The organism is Streptomyces sp. CLCI03, assembly GCF_053615355.1.
Genome location: NZ_CM132132.1, coordinates 6341255 through 6364639 on the forward strand (window position 1 = coordinate 6341255; position 23385 = coordinate 6364639).

General features: G+C 70.4%; 13 protein-coding genes and 1 pseudogene. 5 read left to right on the top strand and 9 right to left on the bottom strand.

The genetic code is table 11. The annotated features are described in order from the left end of the window. Positions 1-56: 56 nt before the first annotated feature. From ACWG52_RS29255 to ACWG52_RS29265, 3 genes are read right to left on the bottom strand one after another with little or no spacing between them, the layout of a single operon-like run. Positions 57-374, bottom strand: a complete 318-nt coding sequence (locus ACWG52_RS29255; protein ID WP_389814484.1) for a DUF202 domain-containing protein — start codon at positions 372-374, stop codon at positions 57-59. Beyond that, entirely contained in the window at positions 371-769 is a 399-nt protein-coding gene (locus tag ACWG52_RS29260; RefSeq protein ID WP_389814487.1) for a YidH family protein, read from the bottom strand. Before ACWG52_RS29260 ends, ACWG52_RS29255 begins: the two co-directional genes overlap by 4 nt. Before the next feature lie 9 nt (positions 770-778). Continuing rightward, positions 779-1300 (bottom strand): NUDIX hydrolase, encoded by a 522-nt coding sequence (locus ACWG52_RS29265; RefSeq protein ID WP_389814490.1) that lies wholly within the window; start codon positions 1298-1300, stop codon positions 779-781. Positions 1301-1385: 85 nt separating this feature from the next. Here ACWG52_RS29265 and ACWG52_RS29270 point away from each other — a divergent pair, with 85 nt between their 5' ends. Next, the gene (locus tag ACWG52_RS29270; protein WP_390140955.1) at positions 1386-3041 is read left to right on the top strand and encodes an FAD-binding dehydrogenase; all 1656 of its coding nucleotides are present in this window, start codon (positions 1386-1388) and stop codon (positions 3039-3041) included. A gap of 44 nt (positions 3042-3085) precedes the next feature. Here ACWG52_RS29270 and ACWG52_RS29275 read toward each other — a convergent pair whose 3' ends face one another. Beyond that, positions 3086-3511, bottom strand: a complete 426-nt coding sequence (locus ACWG52_RS29275; RefSeq protein ID WP_389814496.1) for an ASCH domain-containing protein — start codon at positions 3509-3511, stop codon at positions 3086-3088. 376 nt (positions 3512-3887) lie between these two features. Between ACWG52_RS29275 and ACWG52_RS29280 the strand changes: the two genes are divergently transcribed. From ACWG52_RS29280 to ACWG52_RS29290, 3 genes are all read left to right on the top strand, one after another. Next, positions 3888-4835, top strand: a complete 948-nt coding sequence (locus tag ACWG52_RS29280; protein WP_390140957.1) for a hypothetical protein — start codon at positions 3888-3890, stop codon at positions 4833-4835. Between the two features lie 80 nt (positions 4836-4915). Further along, complete coding sequence (locus tag ACWG52_RS29285; RefSeq protein WP_389814502.1) at positions 4916-6487, top strand: APC family permease; 1572 nt, start codon at positions 4916-4918, stop codon at positions 6485-6487. 220 nt (positions 6488-6707) lie between these two features. After that, the gene (locus tag ACWG52_RS29290) at positions 6708-8147 is read left to right on the top strand and encodes an amino acid permease (protein WP_389814585.1); all 1440 of its coding nucleotides are present in this window, start codon (positions 6708-6710) and stop codon (positions 8145-8147) included. Positions 8148-8229: 82 nt separating this feature from the next. On the opposite strand, the gene ACWG52_RS29295 is transcribed toward ACWG52_RS29290, so the two are convergent. Beyond that, a complete protein-coding gene (locus ACWG52_RS29295) occupies positions 8230-9993 on the bottom strand; it encodes a SpoIIE family protein phosphatase (RefSeq protein ID WP_389814505.1) in 1764 nt (587 codons plus the stop codon). A gap of 105 nt (positions 9994-10098) precedes the next feature. Continuing rightward, positions 10099-10482 carry a hypothetical protein gene (locus tag ACWG52_RS29300; protein WP_033223901.1) on the bottom strand — a complete coding sequence of 128 codons (384 nt, stop codon included), beginning with the start codon at positions 10480-10482 and terminating at the stop codon, positions 10099-10101. A gap of 122 nt (positions 10483-10604) precedes the next feature. Between ACWG52_RS29300 and sigJ the strand changes: the two genes are divergently transcribed. Further along, on the top strand, positions 10605-11555 hold the full coding sequence (gene sigJ / locus ACWG52_RS29305; protein WP_389814588.1) for an RNA polymerase sigma factor SigJ: 951 nt from the start codon (positions 10605-10607) through the stop codon (positions 11553-11555). Positions 11556-12154: 599 nt separating this feature from the next. On the opposite strand, the pseudogene ACWG52_RS29310 reads toward sigJ, so the two are convergent. From ACWG52_RS29310 to ACWG52_RS29320, 3 genes and pseudogenes are all read right to left on the bottom strand, one after another. Then, a pseudogene (locus tag ACWG52_RS29310) lies at positions 12155-12394 on the bottom strand (IS30 family transposase); the annotation flags it as partial. Between the two features lie 547 nt (positions 12395-12941). Next, positions 12942-19541 carry an RHS repeat-associated core domain-containing protein gene (locus ACWG52_RS29315; protein ID WP_453126390.1) on the bottom strand — a complete coding sequence of 2200 codons (6600 nt, stop codon included), beginning with the start codon at positions 19539-19541 and terminating at the stop codon, positions 12942-12944. 95 nt (positions 19542-19636) lie between these two features. Then, entirely contained in the window at positions 19637-23224 is a 3588-nt protein-coding gene (locus ACWG52_RS29320; protein ID WP_453126392.1) for a LamG-like jellyroll fold domain-containing protein, read from the bottom strand. Between the last annotated feature and the right edge of the window lie 161 nt (positions 23225-23385).

The window sequence follows — 23385 nt, forward strand, 5'->3', positions numbered from 1 at the left end:
TCGCCCGTTGTGTCGCAGTGGCGCGGTGAAGCGCGATCATCACACCGGCCGGCGGCTCAGAGGATCACCGTCACCGCGAAGGCCGCCAGCGCCACCGTGCACGCCACCACCGCCAGGGCCGCCCGCGGCGCGAGCTGCCGTGGCCGGTCGGCCGCCAGGGCCCGGATCCGCCGGTGGGCCACCCCCAGGAACGCCAGCCAGATCAGCGCGATGGCCGCCGCCCCGGCCAGCTCCAGCGGCGCGCCCGAACCGCGCAACGTCTGCCGCAGCGCCAGCACCGCCACCACCGATGAGGCCAGCGTCGTACGCCGCCACGCGAGCCGGGTCCGCTCGGGCTGCAGCCCCGCGTCGCGGTCCGTGCCCGAGGTGCTCACCGCCCGGACGTCCAGCCCAGCAGCACGACCACCACCATCGCCACCGCCACCAGCCCCACGCCCAGGCTCAGCAGCACCGGGAAGCGCGACAGCGGCAGGTCCTCGCCCCGCCGCATCGCCCGCTCGCACCGCACCCAGTGGTTCACCGCCCGCAGCGCGCAGGCCGCACCCACCGCGAGCAGCGTGAGGGCCATCCCGACCCGCACTCCCCAGCGCAGGTCCGGCAGGAACTGGTCGACGGCGAAACCGCCGCCCACCAGGGCCAGAGAGGTCCGGATCCAGGCGAGGAAGGTCCGTTCGTTGGCCAGCGAGAAGCGGTAGTCCGGGGTCTCGCCCTCGTCCCTCAGCAGCGAGGGTGCGAACCAGAGGCGCACGTCCTTGACGAAGTCGATCACCCGACAAATCTACAAGCGGGATTCCCGATGCGCGCGCAGCCGCCGGTACGCCTCCAGGCCGTCCGGCACCCAGGCCCACGCCCCGTCGTCCACCCGCCGGTCCAGCTCCTCCTGCGTGAGGTACGTGTGCCAGTCGACCTCCGAGGCCTGCGGGGCCACGGGCAGCTCGCACCGCACCTCGTACACGTACGACCACCAGGCCCCGCCCGGACCCTCGTACAGGAACTTGAACAGCGGCGTCGGCTGCTCCAGACCCCGCACCCCCAGCTCCTCCTCGGCCTCGCGCAGCGCGGCCTGTCCGTAGCTCTCGCCGGTGCCCAGCACCCCGCCCACGAACATGTCGTAGTGCGAGGGAAAGACCAGCTTCGAGGCGGTCCGCCGGTGGACGAAGATCCGCCCCTGCGCGTCCCTGGCCTGCACGAACGCACAGCGGTGCAGCAGCCCCCGGGCATACACCTCGCCCCGCGGGGCCCGCCCCACGACCCGGTCCTCCCGGTCCACCACGTCCAGCACTTCCTCAGCGGCACTCATACAGGTCATCCAACCACCGCTGTTGACTGGTTACCGCTCCGTAGCCAAGGATCTGCCCCACCACCGACGGAGGACGGGTAACCGCATGACGTACGACGCAGACGTGATCGTGATCGGAGCCGGGCTCGCGGGTCTCGTGGCCACCGCCGAGCTCGTCGACGCGGGCCGCAAGGTCATCCTGCTCGACCAGGAGCCGGAGCGGTCCATCGGCGGCCAGGCGCACTGGTCCTTCGGCGGGCTGTTCTTCGTGGACTCGCCCGAGCAGCGCCGGATGCGGATCAAGGACAGCCACGCCCTCGCCCTCCAGGACTGGCTGGGCACCGCCGGGTTCGACCGCGAGGAGGACGCCTGGCCGCGCCGCTGGGCCGAGGCCTACGTCGACTTCGCGGCCGGCGAGAAGCGCTCCTGGCTGCACGCCCAGGGCGTCCGCTTCTTCCCGGTGGTCGGCTGGGCCGAGCGCGGCGGATACGACGCCAACGGTCACGGGAACTCCGTCCCCCGCTTCCACATCACCTGGGGCACCGGTCCCGGCCTGGTGGAGCCCTTCGAGCGCCGGGTCCGGGCCGGTGCGGCCCGCGGCCTGGTCCGGTTCGCGTTCCGCCACCGGGTCACCGGGCTCTCGGCCACGGCCGGCGCGGTGGACACCGTGACGGGCGAGATCCTGGAACCCTCCGACGCCGTACGGGGCTCCGCCAGCAGCCGCGAGGTCACCGGGACGTTCTCCCTGCGGGCCCAAGCCGTGATCGTCACCAGCGGCGGGATCGGCGGCAACCACGACCTCGTCCGCGCGCAGTGGCCCGCCCGGCTCGGCACCCCGCCGCAGCGGCTGCTCTCCGGGGTCCCGGCGCACGTCGACGGTCTGATGCTCGGCATCGCGGAGCGGGCGGGCGCCAGCCACATCAACAAGGACCGGATGTGGCACTACACCGAGGGCATCCAGAACTGGGACCCGATCTGGGCCAAGCACGGCATCCGCATCCTGCCCGGCCCCTCCCCGCTGTGGCTGGACGCGACGGGCAAGCGGCTGCCCGTGCCGCTCTTCCCGGGCTTCGACACCCTCGGCACCCTCGACCACATCATGAAGACCGGCCACGACCACACCTGGTTCGTGCTCAACGAGCGCATCATCGGCAAGGAGTTCGCCCTCTCCGGCTCCGAGCAGAACCCGGACCTCACGGGGAAGTCCGTCCGTGACGTCTTCACCCGCGCGCGCCAGGCCGTACCGGCCCCGGTCCGGGCCTTCATGGACAACGGCGCCGACTTCGTCGTCGAGCGGGACCTGTCCGCCCTGGTCCGCGGGATGAACGCGGTCACGAAGGAGGACCTCCTCGACGAGGCCACCGTCCGCGGCGAGATCGTGGCCCGCGACCGGGAGATCGCCAACCCCTTCACCAAGGACCTCCAGGTCACCGCCATCCACGGCGCCCGCAGGTACCTCGGCGACAAGCTGATCCGTACGGCCGCCCCGCACCGGATCCTGGACCCCAAGGCCGGGCCGCTGATCGCGGTACGGCTGTCGATCCTGACCCGCAAGTCCCTGGGCGGCCTGGAGACCGACCTCTCCTCGCGCGTCCTGACCGCTTCCGGCGAACCGCTCCCGGGCGTCTACGCGGCGGGCGAGGCGGCCGGATTCGGCGGCGGCGGTGTGCACGGCTACCGGGCCCTGGAAGGCACCTTCCTCGGCGGGTGCATCTTCTCGGGCCGGGCGGCGGGCCGCGCCGCGGCGCAGGCGGTCGGCTGAGTCCGGCTCCGGCCCGGGCCCCCGCCGAAGCCGCGCCGGGGGCCTCAGGCGAGCCGCTCGGTGACCCGGAACCGTTCCGCGATGACGAGGGTGTCGTCATCGACCGTGAACCCCGGGTCGCCGATCACCGTACGCACCGGTTCGCTGTGCCAGAACTCCTCGTGTGCCGTACGCCATTCGGCCACCGACGTGTACCCCTCGCCCTCGTCGAGCGCGTGCCCCAGTCCCACGTCGGCGAGCCTCAGCACCTCCACGGCCGTGACCTCCACCACGGCCACCCCGTGCTCGGCGGAGTCGACGAGCAGGGACCGCGCGCCGGGCTCCGGCAGCGGCTCCTGCTCGGCCTCGTACTCCGCGAGCAGGCCGGTGGTGCTGGTCTTCGCCCCGCTCAGCACGGCCGCGACCAGCTGGTCCCGCAGGGGGCCGGGGAACCCCAGCAGGTACGGCGGAAGATCGTCATATGCAGTCATAGGGGCACCCTATGGTGCCGACCGCGGCCTGCCGGAACGAATATCGACCACCCAACTGGCACGACCTCCACAGCAGTTGAAACCCGCCACGCAGTGGACCGGACCTTGACTCGGAGCTGCGCGTACCGCTTTGCTGTGCGTGATCACCAGAGTGCTCAACGGAGTTCCGACCGGATTCCGCACGTACGTCGCAGACCCGAACCGGCACCACCACCGTTGCTCGTCGTTCCACCGCAATGCTCCGGAGCCCCCACGGGGCTCCACCGGCACGATCTCCGGATCTCACGGCCCGACCGCGCGCGTGCGCCCTACGCGCGGGGGAGGCCGCCGCCGACCCGATCCCCGTCCACCCCGCGTCCTGGAGGGAAACCCGCGGATGTCCCCGCCTCCGCCGCCCCTCGGCCGCGCCCGCAAGCGGGACGCCCAGCTCTTCGACCCGGCCCTGTGCGACGCCGAACTCGTCGACGTACGGTCCCAGTTCACCCAGGGACGCTGGGCCCGGGCCCGTGCCCTCCTCGTCGGCACCGGCGACGACTGGGACCGCCGCGGCCACCGCGTCGTCGTCCTCGCGCAGACCCCGGCGGCCACCGCCTGGGCCCGCGAGTGGCTGCTCGCCGAACCGGAGAGCGCCGACGCCGCCACGCTCCTCGCCTGCGCCGCCGTCTTCGCCGCCCTGCGTCAGAAGGGCAGCCCGACCGCGGCCGAGGAGGCCTGCCGCCGGGCCGCCGCCCTGTTCCCGGCGGACCCGACCCCCTGGCTCGGGCTGCTCCTCCTCTCCCGCGCCTTCGGCGGCGACGAGGAGTTCAGCCGTCACTTCGACCAGGTCCGGGCCCGCCACCGTGAGCACCACCACGCCCACCACCTGATGGTCGCCAAACTGGCCGAGCGCGCCCTCGGCTCCGGCCAGGACCCGCTCCACGAGGTCTACGACTTCGCGTCCTGGGCCGCCGAGGAGTCCCCGGCCGACTCCCCGCTCGCCGTGCTCCCCGTCGTCGCGCACGCCGAGCGGTACCGGGTGCTGGCCGCCACGCACGGACACTCGCCCGAGTCGGCGGCCGCCCACTGGGCGGGCCGCCGCGCCCGCCAGGTGCTGCGCGCCGCCTTCGACTGGTGGCTGGAGTGGGAGCGCGACGACCACCCCCGCAACCGCGTCGACCTCAACTTCCTCGCCCACGCCAAACTCTGCGAGGGCCGCCCCGCCGAGGCCGCCGCCCTGTTCCACCGCATCGGCAGCCATGCCACCCGCGCCCCCTGGTCCTATCCGGACCGGGACCCGCAGAAGGCCTTCCTCGCCGCCCGCGGCATCGCCCTCGGCACCGCCTGACCGCGCCGCCCGAGAACGCCCCACGGACGCCCCCCCCGAGTACCCATCCCCGAGCACCACGCCCCCGAAAGGACGCCGCCATGCCGACGGGCAGATCCTCCACGCTCCAGGACCCGGCCGAGATCCGCACGTACAAGGGCCAGGACCGGGCCCTGCGCGCCGACCGCCTCGGTACCGCCGGTCTGCTCCTGTCCGTGCTCGCCGCCAGCGCGCCCCTGATGGTCGTCGCAGGTGTCATGCCCACGACCTTCGGGGTCATGGGCATCGTCGGCCAGCCCTTGCTCTTCGTCATCCTCGGCGCCGTCCTCGCGCTCTTCAGCGTCGGCTACGCCGAGATGAGCCGCCACGTCCACAACGCCGGCGCCTTCTACGCGTACATCGCCCGCGGCCTCGGCCCCACCGCCGGCGCGGGCGCCTCCCTCGTCGCCCTCGTCGCGTACAGCGCCATGCAGGTCGGCGTCTTCGGCATCCTCGGCTTCGAGATATCCGGCCTCTTCGCCACCTACCTCGACATCGAACTCGCCTGGTGGATACCGGCCCTGCTCGCCGTCGCCGTCACGGGCGCACTCGGCTGGCTCAAGATCGACCTGAACGCCAAGGTCCTCGGGGTCCTCCTCCTCGTCGAGTGCGTCCTCGTCGTCGTCTTCGACGTCGCCGCCATCGCCGAGCCGGCCGCCGAAGGCCTCTCGCTCCGCGCCTTCAACCCCGAGACCCTCGGCGGAGCCGGCTTCGGCACCGCCCTGTGCTTCTGCATCGCCGCCTTCGTCGGCTTCGAGCAGTCCCCGGTCTACGCCGAGGAGACCAGCAAGCCGCACATCGTCGTCTCCCGCGTGATGTTCCTCGCCGTCGGCTTCGTCGCCCTCTTCTTCGCCGTCAGCGCCTGGGCCCTCACCGTCGCCACCGGCCCCTCCGAGGTCGTCAAGACCTCCGCCGAGGCCGGCCCCACCCTGCTCTTCCAGCTCACCGAGAGCCGCCTGGGCACCACCTTCACCGACGTCCTGCACGTCCTCTTCGTGACCGGCATGTTCGCGGCCATGCTCAGCTTCCACAACGTGGTCGCCCGCTACGCCTTCGCCATGGGCCGCGAGGGCCTGCTCCCGGCCACCTTCGGGCGCACCAACGCCGGCACCGGCGCCCCCGCCACCGGCTCCCTGCTGCAGACCGGGGTCGCCGCCCTGGTCGTGATCGCCTTCGCGCTCACCGAGGACAAGGCACCCGCCGACCCCACCCTCGCGGTGCAGCCGCCCGACCCCACCACCCCCGTCCTGCACCTGTTCACCTGGATGGGCAGCGTCGGCGCCCTCGGCGTGACCCTTCTCATGGCCGCCGCCTCCTTCGCCGTCATCGCCTTCTTCGTCCGCCGCGGCACCGCGGGCGCCCAGGTCTGGCGCCTCGTCGCGGCCGGCACCGCCGGTCTCGCCCTGCTCGCCATCGCCGTCTACACCGTCAAGGACTTCGGCGTCCTGGTCGGCGCCGAGAAGGGCTCCGCGCTCAGCTGGGTGCTGCCCGGCATCATCGGCGCCGCCGTCGTGATCGGCCTGGCCTACGGAGCCGTGCTGCGCCGCACCCGACCCGAGACGCACGCCCGGATCGGCCTCGGGAACGAGGCCTTCCGCCTCGACCAGGCGGCCGAGGACACCCCGGGCGCCTGACCTCGGATTCCAGCCCCTGCGAAGCCCCCGACACCCGTTTCCATGGTCGTCGGGGGCTTCTGCGTGCAGGGGGTGCTTTTGGAGGGGAGTGGAGCCTCATGGTCTCCTGTTGCGACCAAACCACCCGGATCGCAGCACAGGGGACACCACCCAGCTCCCCTGCGCGGCGGCCCGGGTCTGCCTTGTCCCATCCACGAAGGCGAAGTCCCACATGAGTGACCTGAGTGACCGCACCTTGACCGAGGCACCCGCCCCGGCGCCGACCCGCCATGTCGACGCCGGTGACGAGGGCTACAGCAAGGACCTCAAGTCCCGCCACATCAACATGATCGCGATCGGCGGGGCCATAGGCACCGGCCTCTTCCTCGGCGCGGGCGGCCGCCTCGCCGGCGCCGGCCCCTCCCTCGCGATCGCCTACGCGGTCTGCGGAGTCTTCGCCTTCTTCGTCGTCCGGGCACTCGGCGAGCTCGTCCTCTACCGCCCCTCCTCCGGAGCCTTCGTCTCCTACGCCCGTGAATTCATGGGGGAGAAGGGCGCCTACACGGCCGGCTGGCTGTACTTCCTCAACTGGTCCACGACCACCGTCGCCGACATCACGGCCGCCGCGACCTACGCCCACTTCTGGTCGCTGTTCACCGACGTCCCCCAGTGGGTCCTCGCCTTCATCGCCCTCGCCATCGTCCTCACCGCCAACCTGATCTCGGTGAAGTACTTCGGCGAGATGGAGTTCTGGTTCTCGCTCGTCAAGGTCGCCGCCCTCGTCGTCTTCCTGATCGTCGGCATCTGGCTCGTCGCCACCAGCCACGACATCGGCGGCACCACCCCCGGCCTCGCCAACATCACCGACAACGGCGGCCTCTTCCCCTCCGGCGTCCTCCCGATGCTCCTGGTGATCCAGGGCGTCGTCTTCGCGTACGCCTCCGTCGAGCTCTGCGGCGTCGCCGCCGGCGAGACCGAGAACCCCGAGAAGATCATGCCGAAGGCGATCAACTCGATCATGTGGCGCGTGGGCCTCTTCTACGTCGGCTCCGTCGTCCTCCTCGCCCTCCTCCTGCCCTACACGGCCTACAGCTCCGACCAGAGCCCCTTCGTCACCGTCTTCGACAAGCTCGGCGTCCCCGGCGCCGCGGGCATCATGAACCTCGTCGTCCTGACGGCAGCCCTCTCCAGCCTGAACTCCGGCCTCTACTCCACCGGCCGCATCCTGCGCTCGATGTCCCTGTCCGGCTCCGCCCCGAAGTTCACCGGCGTCATGAACAAGGGCAAGGTCCCCTACGGCGGCGTCCTGTTCACCGCCGCGTTCGGCCTCGCCGGCGTCGGGCTGAACGCCTTCATGCCCAAGGACGCCTTCGAGCTCGTCCTGAACTTCGCCTCGCTGGGCATCCTCGGCACCTGGGCGATGGTCATGATCTGCTCGCTGTTCTTCTGGCGCCGCGCCCAGCAGGGCCTCGTGGAGCGCCCCTCCTACCGCCTGCCCTGGGCCCCGTACACGCAGATCGTCACCCTGGTCTTCCTGCTCACCGTGCTGGTGCTGATGTGGTGCGACGGCGGCGTCGGCCGCACCACGGTCCTGTTCGTCCCGGTCATCGGCGCCGCCCTGGTCGGCGGCTGGTACCTGGTCCGCGGTCGCGTGGCCGAACTCGCCACCACCCGCCGCTGATCCCACGACCGCCCTACGAGGCCCCCCGCGCCGGACGCCGTTCCGCGCGGGGGCCTCGCACCGTTTCACCCCGGTGCTCCCGTCACCGGCTCCCCGCACTGCGCGCGGCGAGGACCGTGACGTCGTCCTCGGCGTCGGTGACCCCCAGCACCGCCAGCACGGTGTCGATGACCTCGTCCAGGGCCCGATCGACCGGCAGCGGGATGCCCGTGAGCCGGCGCAGCGAGGCGTCGATGTCCTCGCCCCGGCGTTCGACCAGCCCGTCGGTGAACAGCATCAGGACACACCCCGGCCGGAGCGCGAAGGACGCGGACTCGTACCGGCCGTAGCCGGTGCCCAGCGGCGGTCCCACCGGGACCGGCGCCAGGAACGGACCCTCCCCGCGACCGATGACCATGGCGGGCAGATGCCCGGCGCTCGCGTGCACACAGGTCCCCGCGGCGTGGTCGACCAGGACCAGCAGACAGGTCGCGACCCGGTCCAGACCGCCCGCGAAGACCACCTGGTCCGCCTCGCACAGGAGGTCCGCCGGCGGATGCCCGGACGCGGCCAGCGCGCGGACGAGGGAGCGGTAGTGGCTCATGGCCACCGCGGCCTCCACCCCGTGGCCCATGACGTCGCCCATCACCAGCAGCGTCCGCCCGCCGGGCAGCGCCAGGCAGTCGAACCAGTCCCCGCCCACCAGCACCCCCGTCCCGGACGGCAGGTAACGGGAGGCCACTTCGAGATCACCGTGCGGGAAGGTGGGCTCCGACAGCAACGCCTGCTGCAGTTCGAGGGCCATCCCCTGCTCCCGGGCGAACCGTTCCGCCTTGGCCAGACTGGTGGCCGCCCGCTCGGCCAGCGTCCGGGCCACGACGACGTCCTCCCGCCCGAACGCCGGCGAATCCCCGGCCCGCACCAGGGTGAGCGTGCCGATCGGACGGTCCTGGGCGATCAGGGGGACCACGACACCCGAGTGGATCCCCGCCTCCCGGTACGCGGAGACCCGGTCCGCGCTCGGCGCCGCCCGGCTGAAGGCCTCGTCGGAGGAGAAGTTCCCCAGCCACGGCTCGCCGCTCTCCAGACACTGCCGGACCGCCGATCCGGGCTGGTAGCGCAGGTACTCCCCGGCCGCGCCGAGCGCCCGCACCCGCGCCGACAGCTCCCGTACCGAGCTCACCGCGACCCGCCGCAGCCGCAGCGACCCGCCCTCGGGCAGCCTCTCGTCCGGCCCGTCCCGCGGGATGAGTTCCACGCTCGCGGCATCGGCCAGCTCGGGCACCAGGAACCCGGTCAGCTCACGACACGTGGTGTCCACGTCGAGGGTGGTGCCGACCCGCACCGCGGCCGTGTCCAGCAGGAGCAGGCGCCGGTTGGTGCGCGACAGCTCCCGCTGCCGCTCCCTGGGGGCGCTGACCTCCAGGCCGATCCCCACCAGCCCCAGGACCCGCCCGTCCTCCTCCAGCCGGTGGTAGGTCCCCCGCCACACCCGTGACTCGTACGGGGAATCGGCCAGGGTGCGGCCCTCCAGGACCAGCTCCCGGGGGCGCCCGTCCCGCAGCACCGCGTGGAGCACCTCATCGGGACGCTCGACGTCCGGCAGCACCTCGTTCAGCGTCCGCCCCAGCAGCGCCTCGGCGGGCAGGCCGTTCATCACGGCCATGTGCGGGCTGACGTACAGATAGCGCAGGTCGGTGTCGAGCAGGGCGATCCCCGCCCGGGCCCCGTCGACGATCTGCCGCAGCAGCCGGTACTCGCGCACCAGCCGGTCCACATCGGACGGATCGCCCACGAGGGCGGCGGCCACCACCTCGTCCGCGTCCTCGCCGAACAGCGGACGCGGGCCGGCACCCTCAGCCCACATCACGGGACCTCCCTCGGCCGGTCTGCCCCTCCGATGTGGTCCCAACATAACAACAGGGCAGGTCAGGGCGATATCGCGCCGCTCTGACCTGCCCTGTTGCCGTGATCAGGACCGGTGGGCCGACGGCCTGCGGCTCAGGGCCAGCAGGCTCAGGGCAAACATCAGGACACCCAGGGGGACATGGACCGAAGGGACGCGCGCGATGCCCAGGACCACCTGTACCGAGGCGAGCACCAGGAAGCCCGACGAGTACAGGATCGGCCGCGGCGACCCGCCGCCCGGCCGCCACGCCAGGACCGCGGCGATCACGTACAGCATCGTCGCCCCGTACATCACGCGTGCCCCGATGCCGTGCAGCAGCTCGCCGTGGGTCGAGGACAGCAGCATCCCGGCGGTGACCGCCTGGAAGAAGATGCCCAAGGTCTGCAGTGCGACGGCGACCTGCAGGAACGTGAAGGTACGCGGCTTCTCCGTCGTCAGTGTGGCCATGGTGGCGGTCCCCTCTTCTGCCTCACGGCGTTGATCGATAAGGTCTCGGTAGTCCGACGACGTGGGCCCGCGAAATGTGAGGCGAGGCGTCGAGGGACGGACCAGGGGGAGTGGTCGTGAGCATCAGTACGTCGTCCACGCGGGGCGGTGACCGGTCCGATCCGGACCTGGACGTGATCGTCGGGGAGCGCGGACACCTGACCAACCTCGCCTACCGGCTGCTCGGTTCGCTGGCCGAGGCCGAGGACGCGGTCCAGGAGACCTACGCGCGCTGGTACGCGATGCCGAGGGGCAAGCAGGAGGCCGTCGAGTCCCCCGGCGCCTGGCTGACGACGGTCGCCGGCCGCATCTGCCTGGACCTGCTCGGCTCGGCGCGGGCCCGTCGCGAGCGCTACGTCGGCGAATGGGTCCCCGAGCCGCTGCCCGACCGCGCGGAGTGGATCAGCGGCCCGACGGGCGGCGGGTCCGGGACGGTCGACCCGGCCGACCGGGTCACCCTGGACGAGTCGGTCAACATGGCCTTCCTCGTCGTACTGGAGTCGATGACACCGGCCGAACGCGTCGCCTTCGTCCTCCACGACGTCTTCCGCTACCCCTTCGCCGAGATCGCCCAGATCGTCGGCCGCACGCCCGCCGCGTGCCGTCAGCTGGCCACATCGGCCCGCCGACGCGTGAGCGCCGCCCGGGTCCCGACGGCCCCGACGGCCGGACAGGCCCCGCTCGTCCGGGACTTCAAGCAGGCCTGGGAGGCCAGGGACATCAAGGCCCTCGTCGGTCTGCTGGCCCCCGATGCCGCGATGATCGCCGACGGCGGCGGACTGGTCGGCGCCGCCCTGCGCCCGATCGAAGGCAGCGCGCGCATCGCCGAGTACCTGATCCAGATCGCCGACCGGGCACCCGGACTGCGGCTCCTGGAACGCTCGGTCAACGGCCGGCCCGGCCTGGTCGCCCAGCACACCGGGGTCACCGTCACCGTGGCGGCGTTCGAGCTGAGCGGCGATCGCGTCACCCGCATCTGGGCGGTCCGCAATCCGGAGAAGCTCCGCCCCTGGCTGGAGGACGGCCAGGGCTGAACCGCCCACCCCCGCGCGCCCCCGGTACCGGACCGGAACCATCGGCCCCACCGGGGACCCCGAGCACGTCACCTCCGGCCCCCGGTCCCCTTCCGCTCAGGCAGCGGCCCTGGGCGAGCGGCGCGCTCGAACCTTGGCACCCCGTCGTGCGGCTTGCCCGGCGGGTACGCGGCGTGCCTGTTGCCCATCGGCGTGTACCAGGATGCGGGTGGCGTGCGGCGCCTGGAAGGCAACCCGATCGATGGCCGCTCCAACCGCTTCACCAGCGGCGCCGCGGCCCTGACCGATACGCTCGCGGCCGCGCTGCCCTCGGGCACCCTCCAGCTCGGCACTCCGGTCACCGCGATCCGCGCCACTCCTACGGCCGGCCAGAGCGTAGCCCTCGGGCCCGCCGCCGAACACGAGCAGAGTGTCCCGGTCTGGCATCCCACGCTGGACGGACATGCACAGTGCCGCTTCGTGCGCCCTGACAGCGAGGGCGTCTGGGCCTGCCGCCGCACGGACCTCGGCCACGGCCTCCGGCTCAGCAGCAGACCGAGCTGTTCGCCGCCGTCGCCGAGTACGCCTGGAATCTCCGCGACGAGTTCGGGCTGGACGGACAGGTACCGCGACGGCACGGAAGGCGGCTCCACCGCGTTGATCGGTGGAGCCGCCTTACTGCTGCCGGATGCGCCGCGTCCCTGGCGCCGGCGTTTCCCGGTCCGCCCGTTGATCCCGACGATCCGGCACGCTTCCGTGTTGCTCACGCCCTGCTGCATGAGCCGGAACTATGCCGCCCGCTCGGCGGTGAGCTTCTTCCGTCCCTGCGGCTGCCGGTTCTCACGGATCTCGAAGTCCATGCCACCCCTTGCGCTGGGGTGTGTTGCAACGACTCCCAGAACCTATTGAAGTCTCCGGGGCCTTCCGCTGTTCCGCGGGGCCGGAAGGGCCGCACGGCGGTCGTGCGTGGGCGCTCAGTGCGGCCCGAGCACACCTACTTCAGAGATGTGAATTCGTGTTTCTCCGGGCTCGTCTCCCGCCACAGTACGGTCACACCGTCGATCGTTCCGACCCAGAGCGAGCCGAAGCATCCAGCTCCGTATTTGAGAGAAATCCTCGTCACCCCCTGGCCCGTGTCGAACGAGGACCAGGTACCGGCCCCTGGATCCGGAACCCCTTCACGGCATTCAATCTTGTCGAAGTCGATACCCTTGGATTCGAATGATCCGTCCGCCTTCAGGGTGACTTCGGTTCCATTACCGTTCCACGAGCGAACCAATGAGTCACGCCCGGCCAGGACTCCGTTCGGATATCCCATCCCACCGGCCTCGAGGGCCGAACATGAGGATAGGACGGGAACGGAGAGGGACAGGAAGAGCGCGGCCACTCGAATCGAACTGCGGATTCTCACTGTTTCGGTATCCCATAGTTGTAGTTTCGCGGAATGACCACCCTGAAGACGACTGTCATGGCCTGGCCCTTCCCGTAGCCCATGACACCGCGATGGTCTACATGATTCTGCAGGAACCTGTCCGAAGGAGTCCCGTAGCCCGTCTTGGCGTGGGCGAAGGACGAGACCGTCATCGGATTGGTGATGCTGATGCGCGCCTGAACACCGTTTCGACCTTCGCGGAGTATCTCATAATTGGCGGTGTACGACCCCAGGACGGCCGTGGCCAGCTTCGCTTCGTCGTGTGTGGCAATCGCGGTGAGGTCCTCCCGAAGCTGGCTCGTCTGACCATCCGAATCCTTGCTGCCGATGGAGTTGGAAGTCAACGGACCGGACCTCTGCCCTTCCTCGTAGAAGAGCCTTCCGATTTCATTTCGGTGTCCTGCGGTGAGATCACTCTTCATCACGTCTCGCGCAACCCCGCTGTCCTCCCCGTAGGTCATTTCAGGGTCCAGCATCCCGAGCGCCCAGAGCGCTGCCACTCCGAGGATGGGGCCGTTCTTCTCCCCTCCGTGGACGGCGTCCTCAGGATTGCAGGACAGGACCGGATCGAACTGGCACGCCCGCTCCTTCGCGTACTCGGGGGCCGCGATGGTGGGAGGGATGTAGGGGAGTGGTGTGATGACGCTGACGAAGGGGCCGGGCTTGCTGCCGGAACCTCCGTTGCCCCACTGCTTGCCACCGCCGCCGCCACCACCGCCACCGCCGCCGCCACCACCGCCGCCGCCACCACCGCCGCCGCCGCCGCCACCGACGTCCTCGATGTGATCACCGTTGGTCAAGCCGCCGCCACCGCAGTAGCCGTAGCTGCCGCAGCTCTCGAGGCCCGTCGGGTCGCTGAAGGTGAGCGGGCTGTTGTTCGCGTAGCTGTAGCCGTTGAGGGACTGGTGCTGGTCGAGGCTCAGTACGGGGTCGACGCTGATGAACTGGCCGAGGGCCGCGTCGTACTCGCGTGCGCCGATGTGGGTCAGGTTCGTGCCGGTGTCCTCCGGCTTGTCGAGGAACCGCTTGTCCTCGGGCCAGTTGGCCGGCGCCGGTCCGCGTGCGGAGCCGAAGGGGGTGGTGTAGCGCTTGGACACCGCCTGGGTGTCGTCGGCGGAGACGGCCAGGGACGAGGTGCCGTGTGCGTCGGTCGCGACGAAGGACAGCTTGGCGGTGCCGGATTCGTTGGTCAGGATCGCGACCTTGGTTCCCGCGATCGTGTAGGAGCGGACGGCCCACTTCTTGGCACCCTTGAGGTGTACCTCGTTGGATCCCGCGTAGAGGACGGTCTCGCCCGCCGGGTCGCGGCGGATCAGGAGTTCGCCCTCCGCGTCGTACACGTAGTCGGTGGCGGTGGCGCCCTCCGTGGTCTTGGTGAGCTTGCCCTCCGGACCCCAGTTCAGGGTCTGGGAGGTGGAGCTGCCGGGCGATTCGGCGCGCTTGGTGGTGTTGCCGGTCGCGTCGTAGGTGTACTGCGGGGTGACGCCGGCGCAGGTGCCGCCGGTGGTGGTGGCCGCCACGGCGTGCGGACGGGCCGGGTCGTAGCAGTAGGTGCGGGTCTGCGCGGTGCCGGTGTTGGTCTTCTCCGTGGCCCGCTGCCCGGACGCGGTGTAGGTGTAGCTGTTCCAGTACGGGGCCGCGCCGTCGAGGTTGGCGGCGGTTCGACCGGTGGTGGCGCAGTCCGCGGTCCTCGGGGTCCAGGCCTCGGTCAGACGACGCTGGGCGTCGTAGGCGAAGCACTGGTTGTCGGCTTTGGTGAAGCCGCTGAGCGGGGCCGAGTCGAAGATCGACAGGACGTTGCCGGCGTGGTCGTACTTGTAGGTCAGTTCCTGCAGCATGCCGTTGTGGGTCTGGTCGTTGACCGTGGACTTCAGCAGACGGCGGGTGCCCTCCTCGTAGGTGTTGCCGATGAACGTCTTGCGGACACCGGCGGCCGCGGAACGGGCCAGGGTCAGCTGCTCGAGCTCACCGATCGGGGAGTACGCCACGTCCTGCACGTAGTCCGTGGTGCCGGAAAGCCCCTTCGGCAAGCCGAAGTTGTTGTAGTTGACCTGGAGGGTCTCTGCGGGCAGACCGGCGGCCGCCGGTGCTGCCACTGTGTTCGACGTCCCGTCGAGCCGGTAGGTCAACGTCGTGTCGGTGGTGGCCGCGATGGCGCCCGAGGTGACGAGCGGGTCGTCGGAGGGCAGGGTCAGCCGGGTCGTCGTGGGACGGCCCAGGGTGTCGTAGGCGATGACGGAGTTGGTGTACGCCTTGCCCGTGAGGCCGCCCTCGTAACGGGTGGAGGCCGTGGGAGCCCCCTTGCGGACACTGTCGTAGGTCCACGCCGAGAGCTGGTTGGCGTCGGATTTCGGCGACTTCCACAGACCGGTCTTGCGACCGAGCTCGTCGTAGGCGTACTCCAGGACCGTGTTGCGCGCGTCCTTCGTGGTCGCGATCTGGTCGAGCGCGGTGTAGGTGGTGGTACCAGTGCCCTTGTCGGGGTCCGTCGCGCTGGTGGTCCTGCCGAAGAGGTCGTAGGCGTAAGTCCACTTGGCGTTGTCCGGGCCGGTGGTCGTGGCCTGCTTGCCGTCGACCGTGTACGTCTGCTTCACGCTGGTGTACGGGGTACCGGGCGCGGTTCCGCCGTAGGCGGGGTCGTTCGGCGTGATCCCCGAGTAGGTCCGGGTCTCGACGGTCCGTCCCAGTGCGTCGGTGATCGTGCGGGTCGCGGTGCCGCCCTGGAGGGCCGTGGTGGCGGTCGAGTCACCGGTGTAGCTGGTGGTGGTGGACTGCTTCTGCACTCCGTGGACGAGGAGCGAGGAAGTGACCGGTCGGCCGAGGCCGTCGAAGACGGTCGCCGTCTGCGACGGCGTGCTGCCGTACTCGGCGCGGGCGTAGACGCCCTCCGGCCCCTTGTCCTTGTCCCAGATGTCCGCGTACGACTCGTAGGCCAGGCCGCGGGAGTCGTAGCGGGTGTCGGTCAGGATCCGGCCGCCGTTCGGCGACGGGGTCTGCGTCTGCAGCGGACGGAGCAGTGCGTCGGCGATCGTGTAGGCCGTCTTGTAGGTCGTCCCGTCGGCCGTCAGCGTGCTGACCGAGGTCCACGGCTGCTTGCCACGCTCCAGCAGGTAGCCGTACTTGGCGTTCGGGGACTGCGACTGGCCGCGGTTGGGCAGCCAGGTGGCGGTCACACGGCCGAGGCCGTCGTAGGTGTGGAAGGTCGAGGCCATGTTGGCGTCGATGGATCGCACGGTCGAGCCGCGCAGGTCCGTGTAGTTGTAGCTCCTGTGCTGCTGCCCGTTCGAGGCGAGCTTCGGCTCGGTGACCACTGTGACTTCCAGCGGGCCCGCGGCTGCGGGTGTGTAGCTGGTCGTCGTCGTGTTCCCGGCTGTGTCGCTGACGGTCAGCGGACGTCCGAGCTTGGCGGCGGCCGTGTCGTAGGTGGTCTTGGTGACGGTCTGCCAACCGGCTGCGCCGGCCGGGTTGCGGTCCGCGGCACCGGCCGCCGCCGGGTAGGCCTGGGCCCGCCCGGTCCACGTCGCCAGTCCCAGGGTCGGGGTCTGGTTCGCCGTCCAACCGGTTGCGGCGTTGTCGTCGTACACGGTGGCTTGGTCCGACAGCACGTCGCCGCGGGTCGCCGAGTTGGCGGGCAGGGTCAGCTTGTCGTCGGTGAGAGAGCACTCCGCGCCGACCGTGCGGACGCGGGAAGGCAGGCCGGAGATGCCCTTGGCGTCGTTGCGGGCGTACCAGGTACGGGTGCAGGTCTCGTCGCCGGTCTTCGCGGTGTCACCGGCCGACGAGATCGACGTCGGCAGGCCGTAGGCGTCGTAGGCGGTATCGGTACGGGTGGTCCGCCAGGTGTTGGAGCCCGTCAGGAACGTGTGCTTGTACGCGCTCTGCGGGCGGACGAAGAAGGCCTTGGTGTTGGCGTACGACTTCTGCTGGCTCGCGGTCTCCTTGCTCCACGGGTCCGTGACGGACACCGATAGCGGGGTGTTCCCGTCGTAGGTGATCTGCTGGCGCTGGAAGCCGGCGTACTGGTCGTCGTCGTTGATGTCGGGGATGGTCAGGCCCGGCACGGGTACGGCCGCGACCGTGGTGGTGCGGGTGGCGGTCGTGCCCTTGCGGGCGTCGCCGCGCATGCCCTGCATGAAGACCTTCACGGTCTTCGAGCGGGTCTTGCCGACGGCTCCGGTGTAGGCGGTGACCTTGCCGTAGCCGCGCCAGTCGGACCAGGTGCGCTCGTCCTCGGGGGTCAGCGGGTCGTCGTTGTGGTGCCAGCCCGGGTTCGCGTACTCGTAGGCGTTCTCGACGAGGTCGTTCTGCCCGGCCGGGTCGGCGATGGTGACCGCCGTGACGTTGTACTTGTGGAACCAGTCGAGCTTGGGGTCACCGCCGTTGATCGGCCAGTACACCGGGTAGCAGGACAGCGAGTTGTCATCCTCCGCCACCGGCATCTTGGAGCCGCGCACGCACTGCGGGTCGGAGAGAGTGACCGTGGTGATGGCGCCCGTCTCGGACGTGATCGTATTGATGCGGGGGCGGTTGAGCGGGACGATGTTGTCCCCGTCGATGTCCACCCGGTTCGGCTTCATGTGGTAGGTGAAGTCGACCGGCGGGACGTCGACCGTACCGCCGTTCTTGCCCGTGCGCTTGATGGACTTCAGGACCAGGGACTGGTCGCTGGTGTCACCGAGGTCGCCCGGGTCCAGGTACTCCTGTGTCAGGTCGAAGGTGTCCACCGGGGCGTAGTTGTCCGGCTCCAGGGCCGTGGACCACGCGAAGGTGTTGATCGCCGTCATTCGCTTGCGGGTGAAGAAGGCGGGTCCGGACGCCCGGCAGTCGGTTTCGCTCGCCGAGCAGATCGCGTCGAAGGGGACGTCGGGCCAGTTGTCCGAGGTGTCCTTCGTCAGGTTGGTGCAGCTCGCTGCGAAGCAGCGCTCCTTGTAGTCGAAGGTGACCTTGTGGGAGGGCCTGCCGGTGAAGAGTGAGTCCGCGCGCTGGCCGTATCGGATCTCGGAGAGAGTGCCGCCGCGCGTGTAGGGCAGCAGTTTGGTCTTGTCGCCGTTCTTCGCGTAGTCGTTCGTCTCCGCGGCGTACCAGTAGGTGGCGGCGTTGCCGTGAACGTCCTGCACCATGTCCACGTTCCAGCGCCAGGCCTGGGTCTCGTGGCGGCCGGCGAAGGTCGAGCCCTTGCCGTAGCCGGGCTCGCCGGAATCGTCGCCGAAGACCGGGACGCTCCAGGTGGAGTTGGTGCGCTCGGAGCCCGCACCTGGGAGCTTGTTCAGGCCGAAGGTGTAGGTCGTACCGTCACCGGTGACCACCTTCCAGTACTCGCCGTCGTTGTCGCCGTTGTCCGCGCCCGTCCCCCAGGTCACCTGGGAGGCGTCGTCGTCCTTCAGACGCCACTTGCCCGTCGCGTCGTCCTTGACCAGCTCGCTGGACTTGCCGTTCAGGACGAGCGAGGCATTCTCGTACTTCCAGCACAGGTCGAACTTGTCATCCTGTCCGTCGTCGTCGCACGAGGCGTACTTGCGCTCGATGTACGAGGAGGTCAGGTCGAAGCCCTCGCCGACCTGCGAGCCCTGGTTGTTGGAGTTCGCGGTCCGGCCGTCGACGTTCCCCGAACTGTACGAGAGCGACAGCGAAGGCGTGGGACCCGCCACGGCGGCCGGAACCGTCAACGGATAGGACCAGGCGAACGCCCCGGACGCGGCTCCCGACTCCCAGCTGGAGGAGGCCGAGAGCGGGGTTGCCGCGAAGTCGCCCCCGCCCTGGGGCGAGGCCGTTTCCGTCGCCATCACGGCGAAGACCGCCGGAGCCTCGGCCGCCGGGGACTTGGTCTTGCCGGTGGTCTTGGTGGTGGTCGTGGTTCCGGCGGGGAGCGAGGTGACGTCGGCCGTCACCGTGCGGTTCTTGATGTCGTTGGCCGAGGGCAGCGGGGTGGTCTTTCGGCACTCCGCCTTCTCGGGCGTCGTCAGCGCACAGGCGGGCAGGCTGACCAGCCCCAGGCGGGTGGACCAGCTGCCACCGACCGCCGAGGCGAAGGAGCCGTAATCGACGGTCAGCTGCGCCGGCCCGTTGGCGGGACCGGTGGCCGAGAAGAGCACACCGGTGATCCCGGCCTTCTCGGCCGCCTTCTGGTCGAGGACCTTGACGGTCGACTTCCCGACCGCTCCCTCCGGAACCGCGGCGGGCGCCGCCGGCCCCTTGGGCACGGACGGATTGAGCAGCGGGCTCTTGACCCGAGCCGTGGACCGTACGTCGACCAGCGGGCGCGAGCCCGACCGTACGGCCGAACCCTCCAGCGTGGCCGCCTTGGGCCAGTCGGCCTTGGCTTCGGCGCGGGCCCGGTCCGCCTGGACCTTGTTCTCGGCCTGGTTCCTGGCCACCAACTCCCGGGCTTCCTTGGCGCCCTGCGTGTTGACGGCCCGGACCTTGGCGTCCTTGTGCTTCGCGATCTTCGGGGCACCCGGAAGGTCCGCGGCCTCCGCTATCGGGGTGATGACCCCCGGCACCGTGAGGGCCAAGGCCAGTGCGACCGCCAGCGGCAGCCGGCGGCGGATTGTTCCGCCTGGTGGTCGGATGGACACGAATGCTCCATGTGGATAGGGGTTTTGGGTACGGGTGAGGCCGTGGCCGCCCCTGTGCGGGGCGGCCACGGCAAATCGGTGGTGGAGTCGGAGGGTCAGCTACCGGAGCCGAAGACGGTGTCCGTGACCTGCTGGGCGTCCTTCATCGCGCCGGACCACAGGCGCATGTCCTTGATCTGGCCGGGCAGGAAGTTGCCCCAGGTGCTGTTGGTGAAGCCCTTGCCCACGGCGAGCTCGCCGCTGCCGACGCCGGCCGTGTAGGCCTTGGGCTGGGCCTGGCCGGCCGCGCCCACGTAGAGGGTGATGGTGCCGTCCTGAGCGTTGTGGACACCGGTCACCTGGACGCCCGCGTTGAGCGCGGCCGGGCTGTCGCTGGCCACCGAGGTCCCGGTGCCGTCGGCCGTCAGGCGGCCGAAGTGCCAGCTGCCCTCGACGAAGTCCAGCATCTTGGCCGGGTCCTGCTCGTCCGGCTCCTGGCGGATGCCGGTCTTCTCGAACCACAGGCTCCAGGAGGAACCGGTGGCCGTGCGCTGGCCGATGACCTGGGCCTTGTAGCCGTTCGGTTTGGCGAGGAGGGCGGTGTTGTCGAGCTTCGCCTCTGCCGTCACCGTGAACGAACCCGTGTCGTCGACGACCGGACCCGCGACGGTGGCCGCCTGGGTGGAGCCGTTCAGGACCAGGGCGCCGCCCGTGACGGGCGTACCGGTGGTCGCGGTCAGGGCGCGGCCGTTGCCGGACTTGTCGGCGAAGGCGGGGCCGGCCGTGGTGAGGTCCCAGGCTCCGGCCAGGTCGACGGCGGGCTTGCCGGTCGCCGGGTCGAAGAGCGAGGAGTCCTGATCGACCTCGACGGCGCTCTTCTCGTCCTGCCAGACCTTGACCTCGTCGATCCGGCCCGGAAGCTGCTCCGTCCAGGCGGCGGACTGCTTGGCGGCGCCGATTGCCATGACTCCGGTGGAGGCGATGGGGTTGGTGACGGTCATCTGGCCTTGGAGCCGCCCGTTGACGTACAGCTTCGCGAGGTCGGTGGACTCGCTGTACGTGGCGGCGACGTGGGTCCACACCCCGGCCTGCGCCGGGTTCGGACCGCTGAGCCGGCTGATCGCGCCGGTGCCTCCGGCCGTGTCGTCCGTGGCCATCTGCATCGACCACGGCTGGCCGGCGGCGGCGGTGATGGCGACACCGCTGAAGTTCTTGCCGCCCTGGGCCAGCATGGAGAAGGTGCCGTCCGTGCGGTCCAGGCGGACCCAGCCGGCCACGGTGAAGGAGCTACGGGTGTCGAACACCGGCTTGTCGCTGTTCGCGTACTGGCCGTTCGTCAGCTGGAGCGCGCGGTCCTCGTGCGGGGTGGGCGTCTGCACCCAGCCCCGTCGGCCGGTTGCGGGGCGCTGGGCTCCGGCGGCGAGGTACATGTTGTTCCTGAGCGCCGGGTCGGTGGTCGACGTGTCGATGGCCTGGCCGGAGGCCTCGTCGAAGGTCCAGTAGCCGATCGGGTCGGGGCCCTCCTTGACCACGAAGTCGACGACCTTCGTCGCTCCCCAGCGGCCCACGGCGTCCTTGGCCTTCACGCTCAGCTTCAGCGTCCCCGACAGCGGCGGAGTGATCGAGACGGTCGGGTTCGAGCCGGCGATCTCGGTCCACGTGGTGTCCGTGGACAGCTTGTACTGGAAGGCCGTGACTGTGTCGCCGGCGGCCGGAGCGAAGGTGAACCGACCCGCCTGGCCGGGCTTGCCGGCCGCCGTGCACGCGGTGTTGGTGCACTGGCTGTACGGAGCTCCGAAGGTGACCGTCGGGGCCTTGGGGGCACTGGAGTCGACCTTGAAGTAGCAGTCCGCACTGGGAGCGCTGGTTCGTTCGTTGCCGTCCGCGTACGACCGGGTCCAGGTCCGGAAGCGGTACTGGGCGCCGTCCGTCAGCGTGGCGGGCGGGTCACTGGTGACCTTGACGTTGTCCCCCACGAATCCCGAGGACGGCCGACTGACGTAGTCGGCGTCGGCCGCCGTGGCCTTGACCGGGGTCCAGGTGCCGTTGGTCTCCTTCTTCTCGGTCTGCATGAGGATCCGCAGCTGGGCGCCGGACTCGCCGCCCCACACCGTCTCGGTGATCGCTGTCATGGCAGGAGTCGGGTCGGAGACGATCGACGGCTTGGCCGGGTCGTTCGAGCAGATCTCCCCCGTGCCCGTGACCAGGCCGACGTAGATGGGGGTGTTGGGCTTGCCGATGTAGTCGACGGACAGGACCGCGTCGTTGCGGAAGCGCTTCCACGCGGCGGTGTCCGACTCGTCCTCGGCCCTCAGCTCCAGGTTCAGACGGTTGTAGCGGCCGTTGGCGAAGTCGCGGACGGTGGGGGTGAGGTTCTCGTCCGGCTCCTCAGGAAGGTTGTCCGAGAATTCGACGGGTGCGGCGGGCGAGTTGGGATCGCATGCGGAGCCGCGGCCGGCCGACAGCCAACGGTCGCCCATGAGGTCGGCGTAGTTGGGCTTGTTGCCCCAGGTCGTCGAGGGGGAGATCTCCCCGTCCATGCGGACCAGCCAGACATTGCGCAGGTCGCATTGGAAGGCCCACGGCTCGGTGACGCGGAAGCGGGCGTTCAGTACTTCCTTGCCGACGAGCTTGTTCGGCGAGAACTCGAAGTACAGGCGCTGTACGTAGCCCGGGCCGCAGTAGTAGCCGTTCCAGGAGCCGCACTTGCCCATGCCTTTGCCTTGGCCGTCGCTGCCGTTGTCCCAGTTCCAGAAGGAGACGCCGTCGTTGCGGAGCGCGGTGTGCTCGGTGCCGTCGTCGAGGGCGACGGAGGGGTCGATGTAGAGAGGGAAGGCCGCGGGGTCCTTCTGCTTCAGCAGCGAGGAGTCCGGTACGACGGCCAGCGAGTCGGCATCGACCTCGACGGGCATGTTCGCGGCCCCGGAGCCGAGGGCCGGACCGTCGGCGGGACGGCTGCCGGGCTCCGTGCCGAGAGGCGCCTTGGGTAGTGCGCCGCCCTCGCTCTTGACCGCGGCCATCTTCGCCTTCGGAGACATGGCCGGCGAGGTGGCCACGCCCTTCGAGTCCCACATCAGGGCCGGGGGCGCCTTGAACACCGGCTTGCCGTCGGCGTCCGTGGCGGACAGCCCGCCGTCCTTGGTGGAGTTGAGGCGAACGTCCTTGGCATCGAGGTCGAACTCGACACGCTGGAGCTTCGGGTTCGTCGCCGCCTCCGGCGTCTTGACCACGAGGACCTCGCGGAACCCCTTCAAGGTCGCGGTCATCCGCAGGTCGACCCCGGGCAGCACCTCCTGGTACACGGCGCTGTCACCGTCGAGCACGGGCTTGGGCAGCTTTCCCCCCTGCCAGCCCAGGGACATCGTCCGTCCGCCGTGCCCGATGGTGACCAGACTCGAATCGCCGCCGCCTGAGAACCCGACCGAGGCCAGGGTGGCCTTCGGGCCCACGGTGCCGTCCGGGCGGACCTGCAGCATGGCGTCGGGAGCGACCCAGCCGGCGCCGTCCTTCGCCTTGACCCGGACCGGAACGGCCGAGGTGTCGAGGCGGAAGGACTTGCCGTCCGGATTCGCGTACGTCGTCGTGGACTCGGTCCGTTCGCCGAGCACCTCGACGGGCTTGCCCGATGCGGCTGCCGCTTTGAGCGCCTTCTCGCCCTCGTTCACCGGCAGCGCATCTGCAACGGCGACTACCGGCGTGTACACCGAAGCGACACTCATCAGCATGGCCAGGCCGAGCGTGGTCGCCACGGCATGGCAAAGCCGCCGACCAAGGGTTGCAGACATTTTCTCCCATTTCATATGACGCGGAGATCTCCCCGGGCGCCGCGCCATGCCCTCACCAGCTATGGCGGTTGAACGTGAAA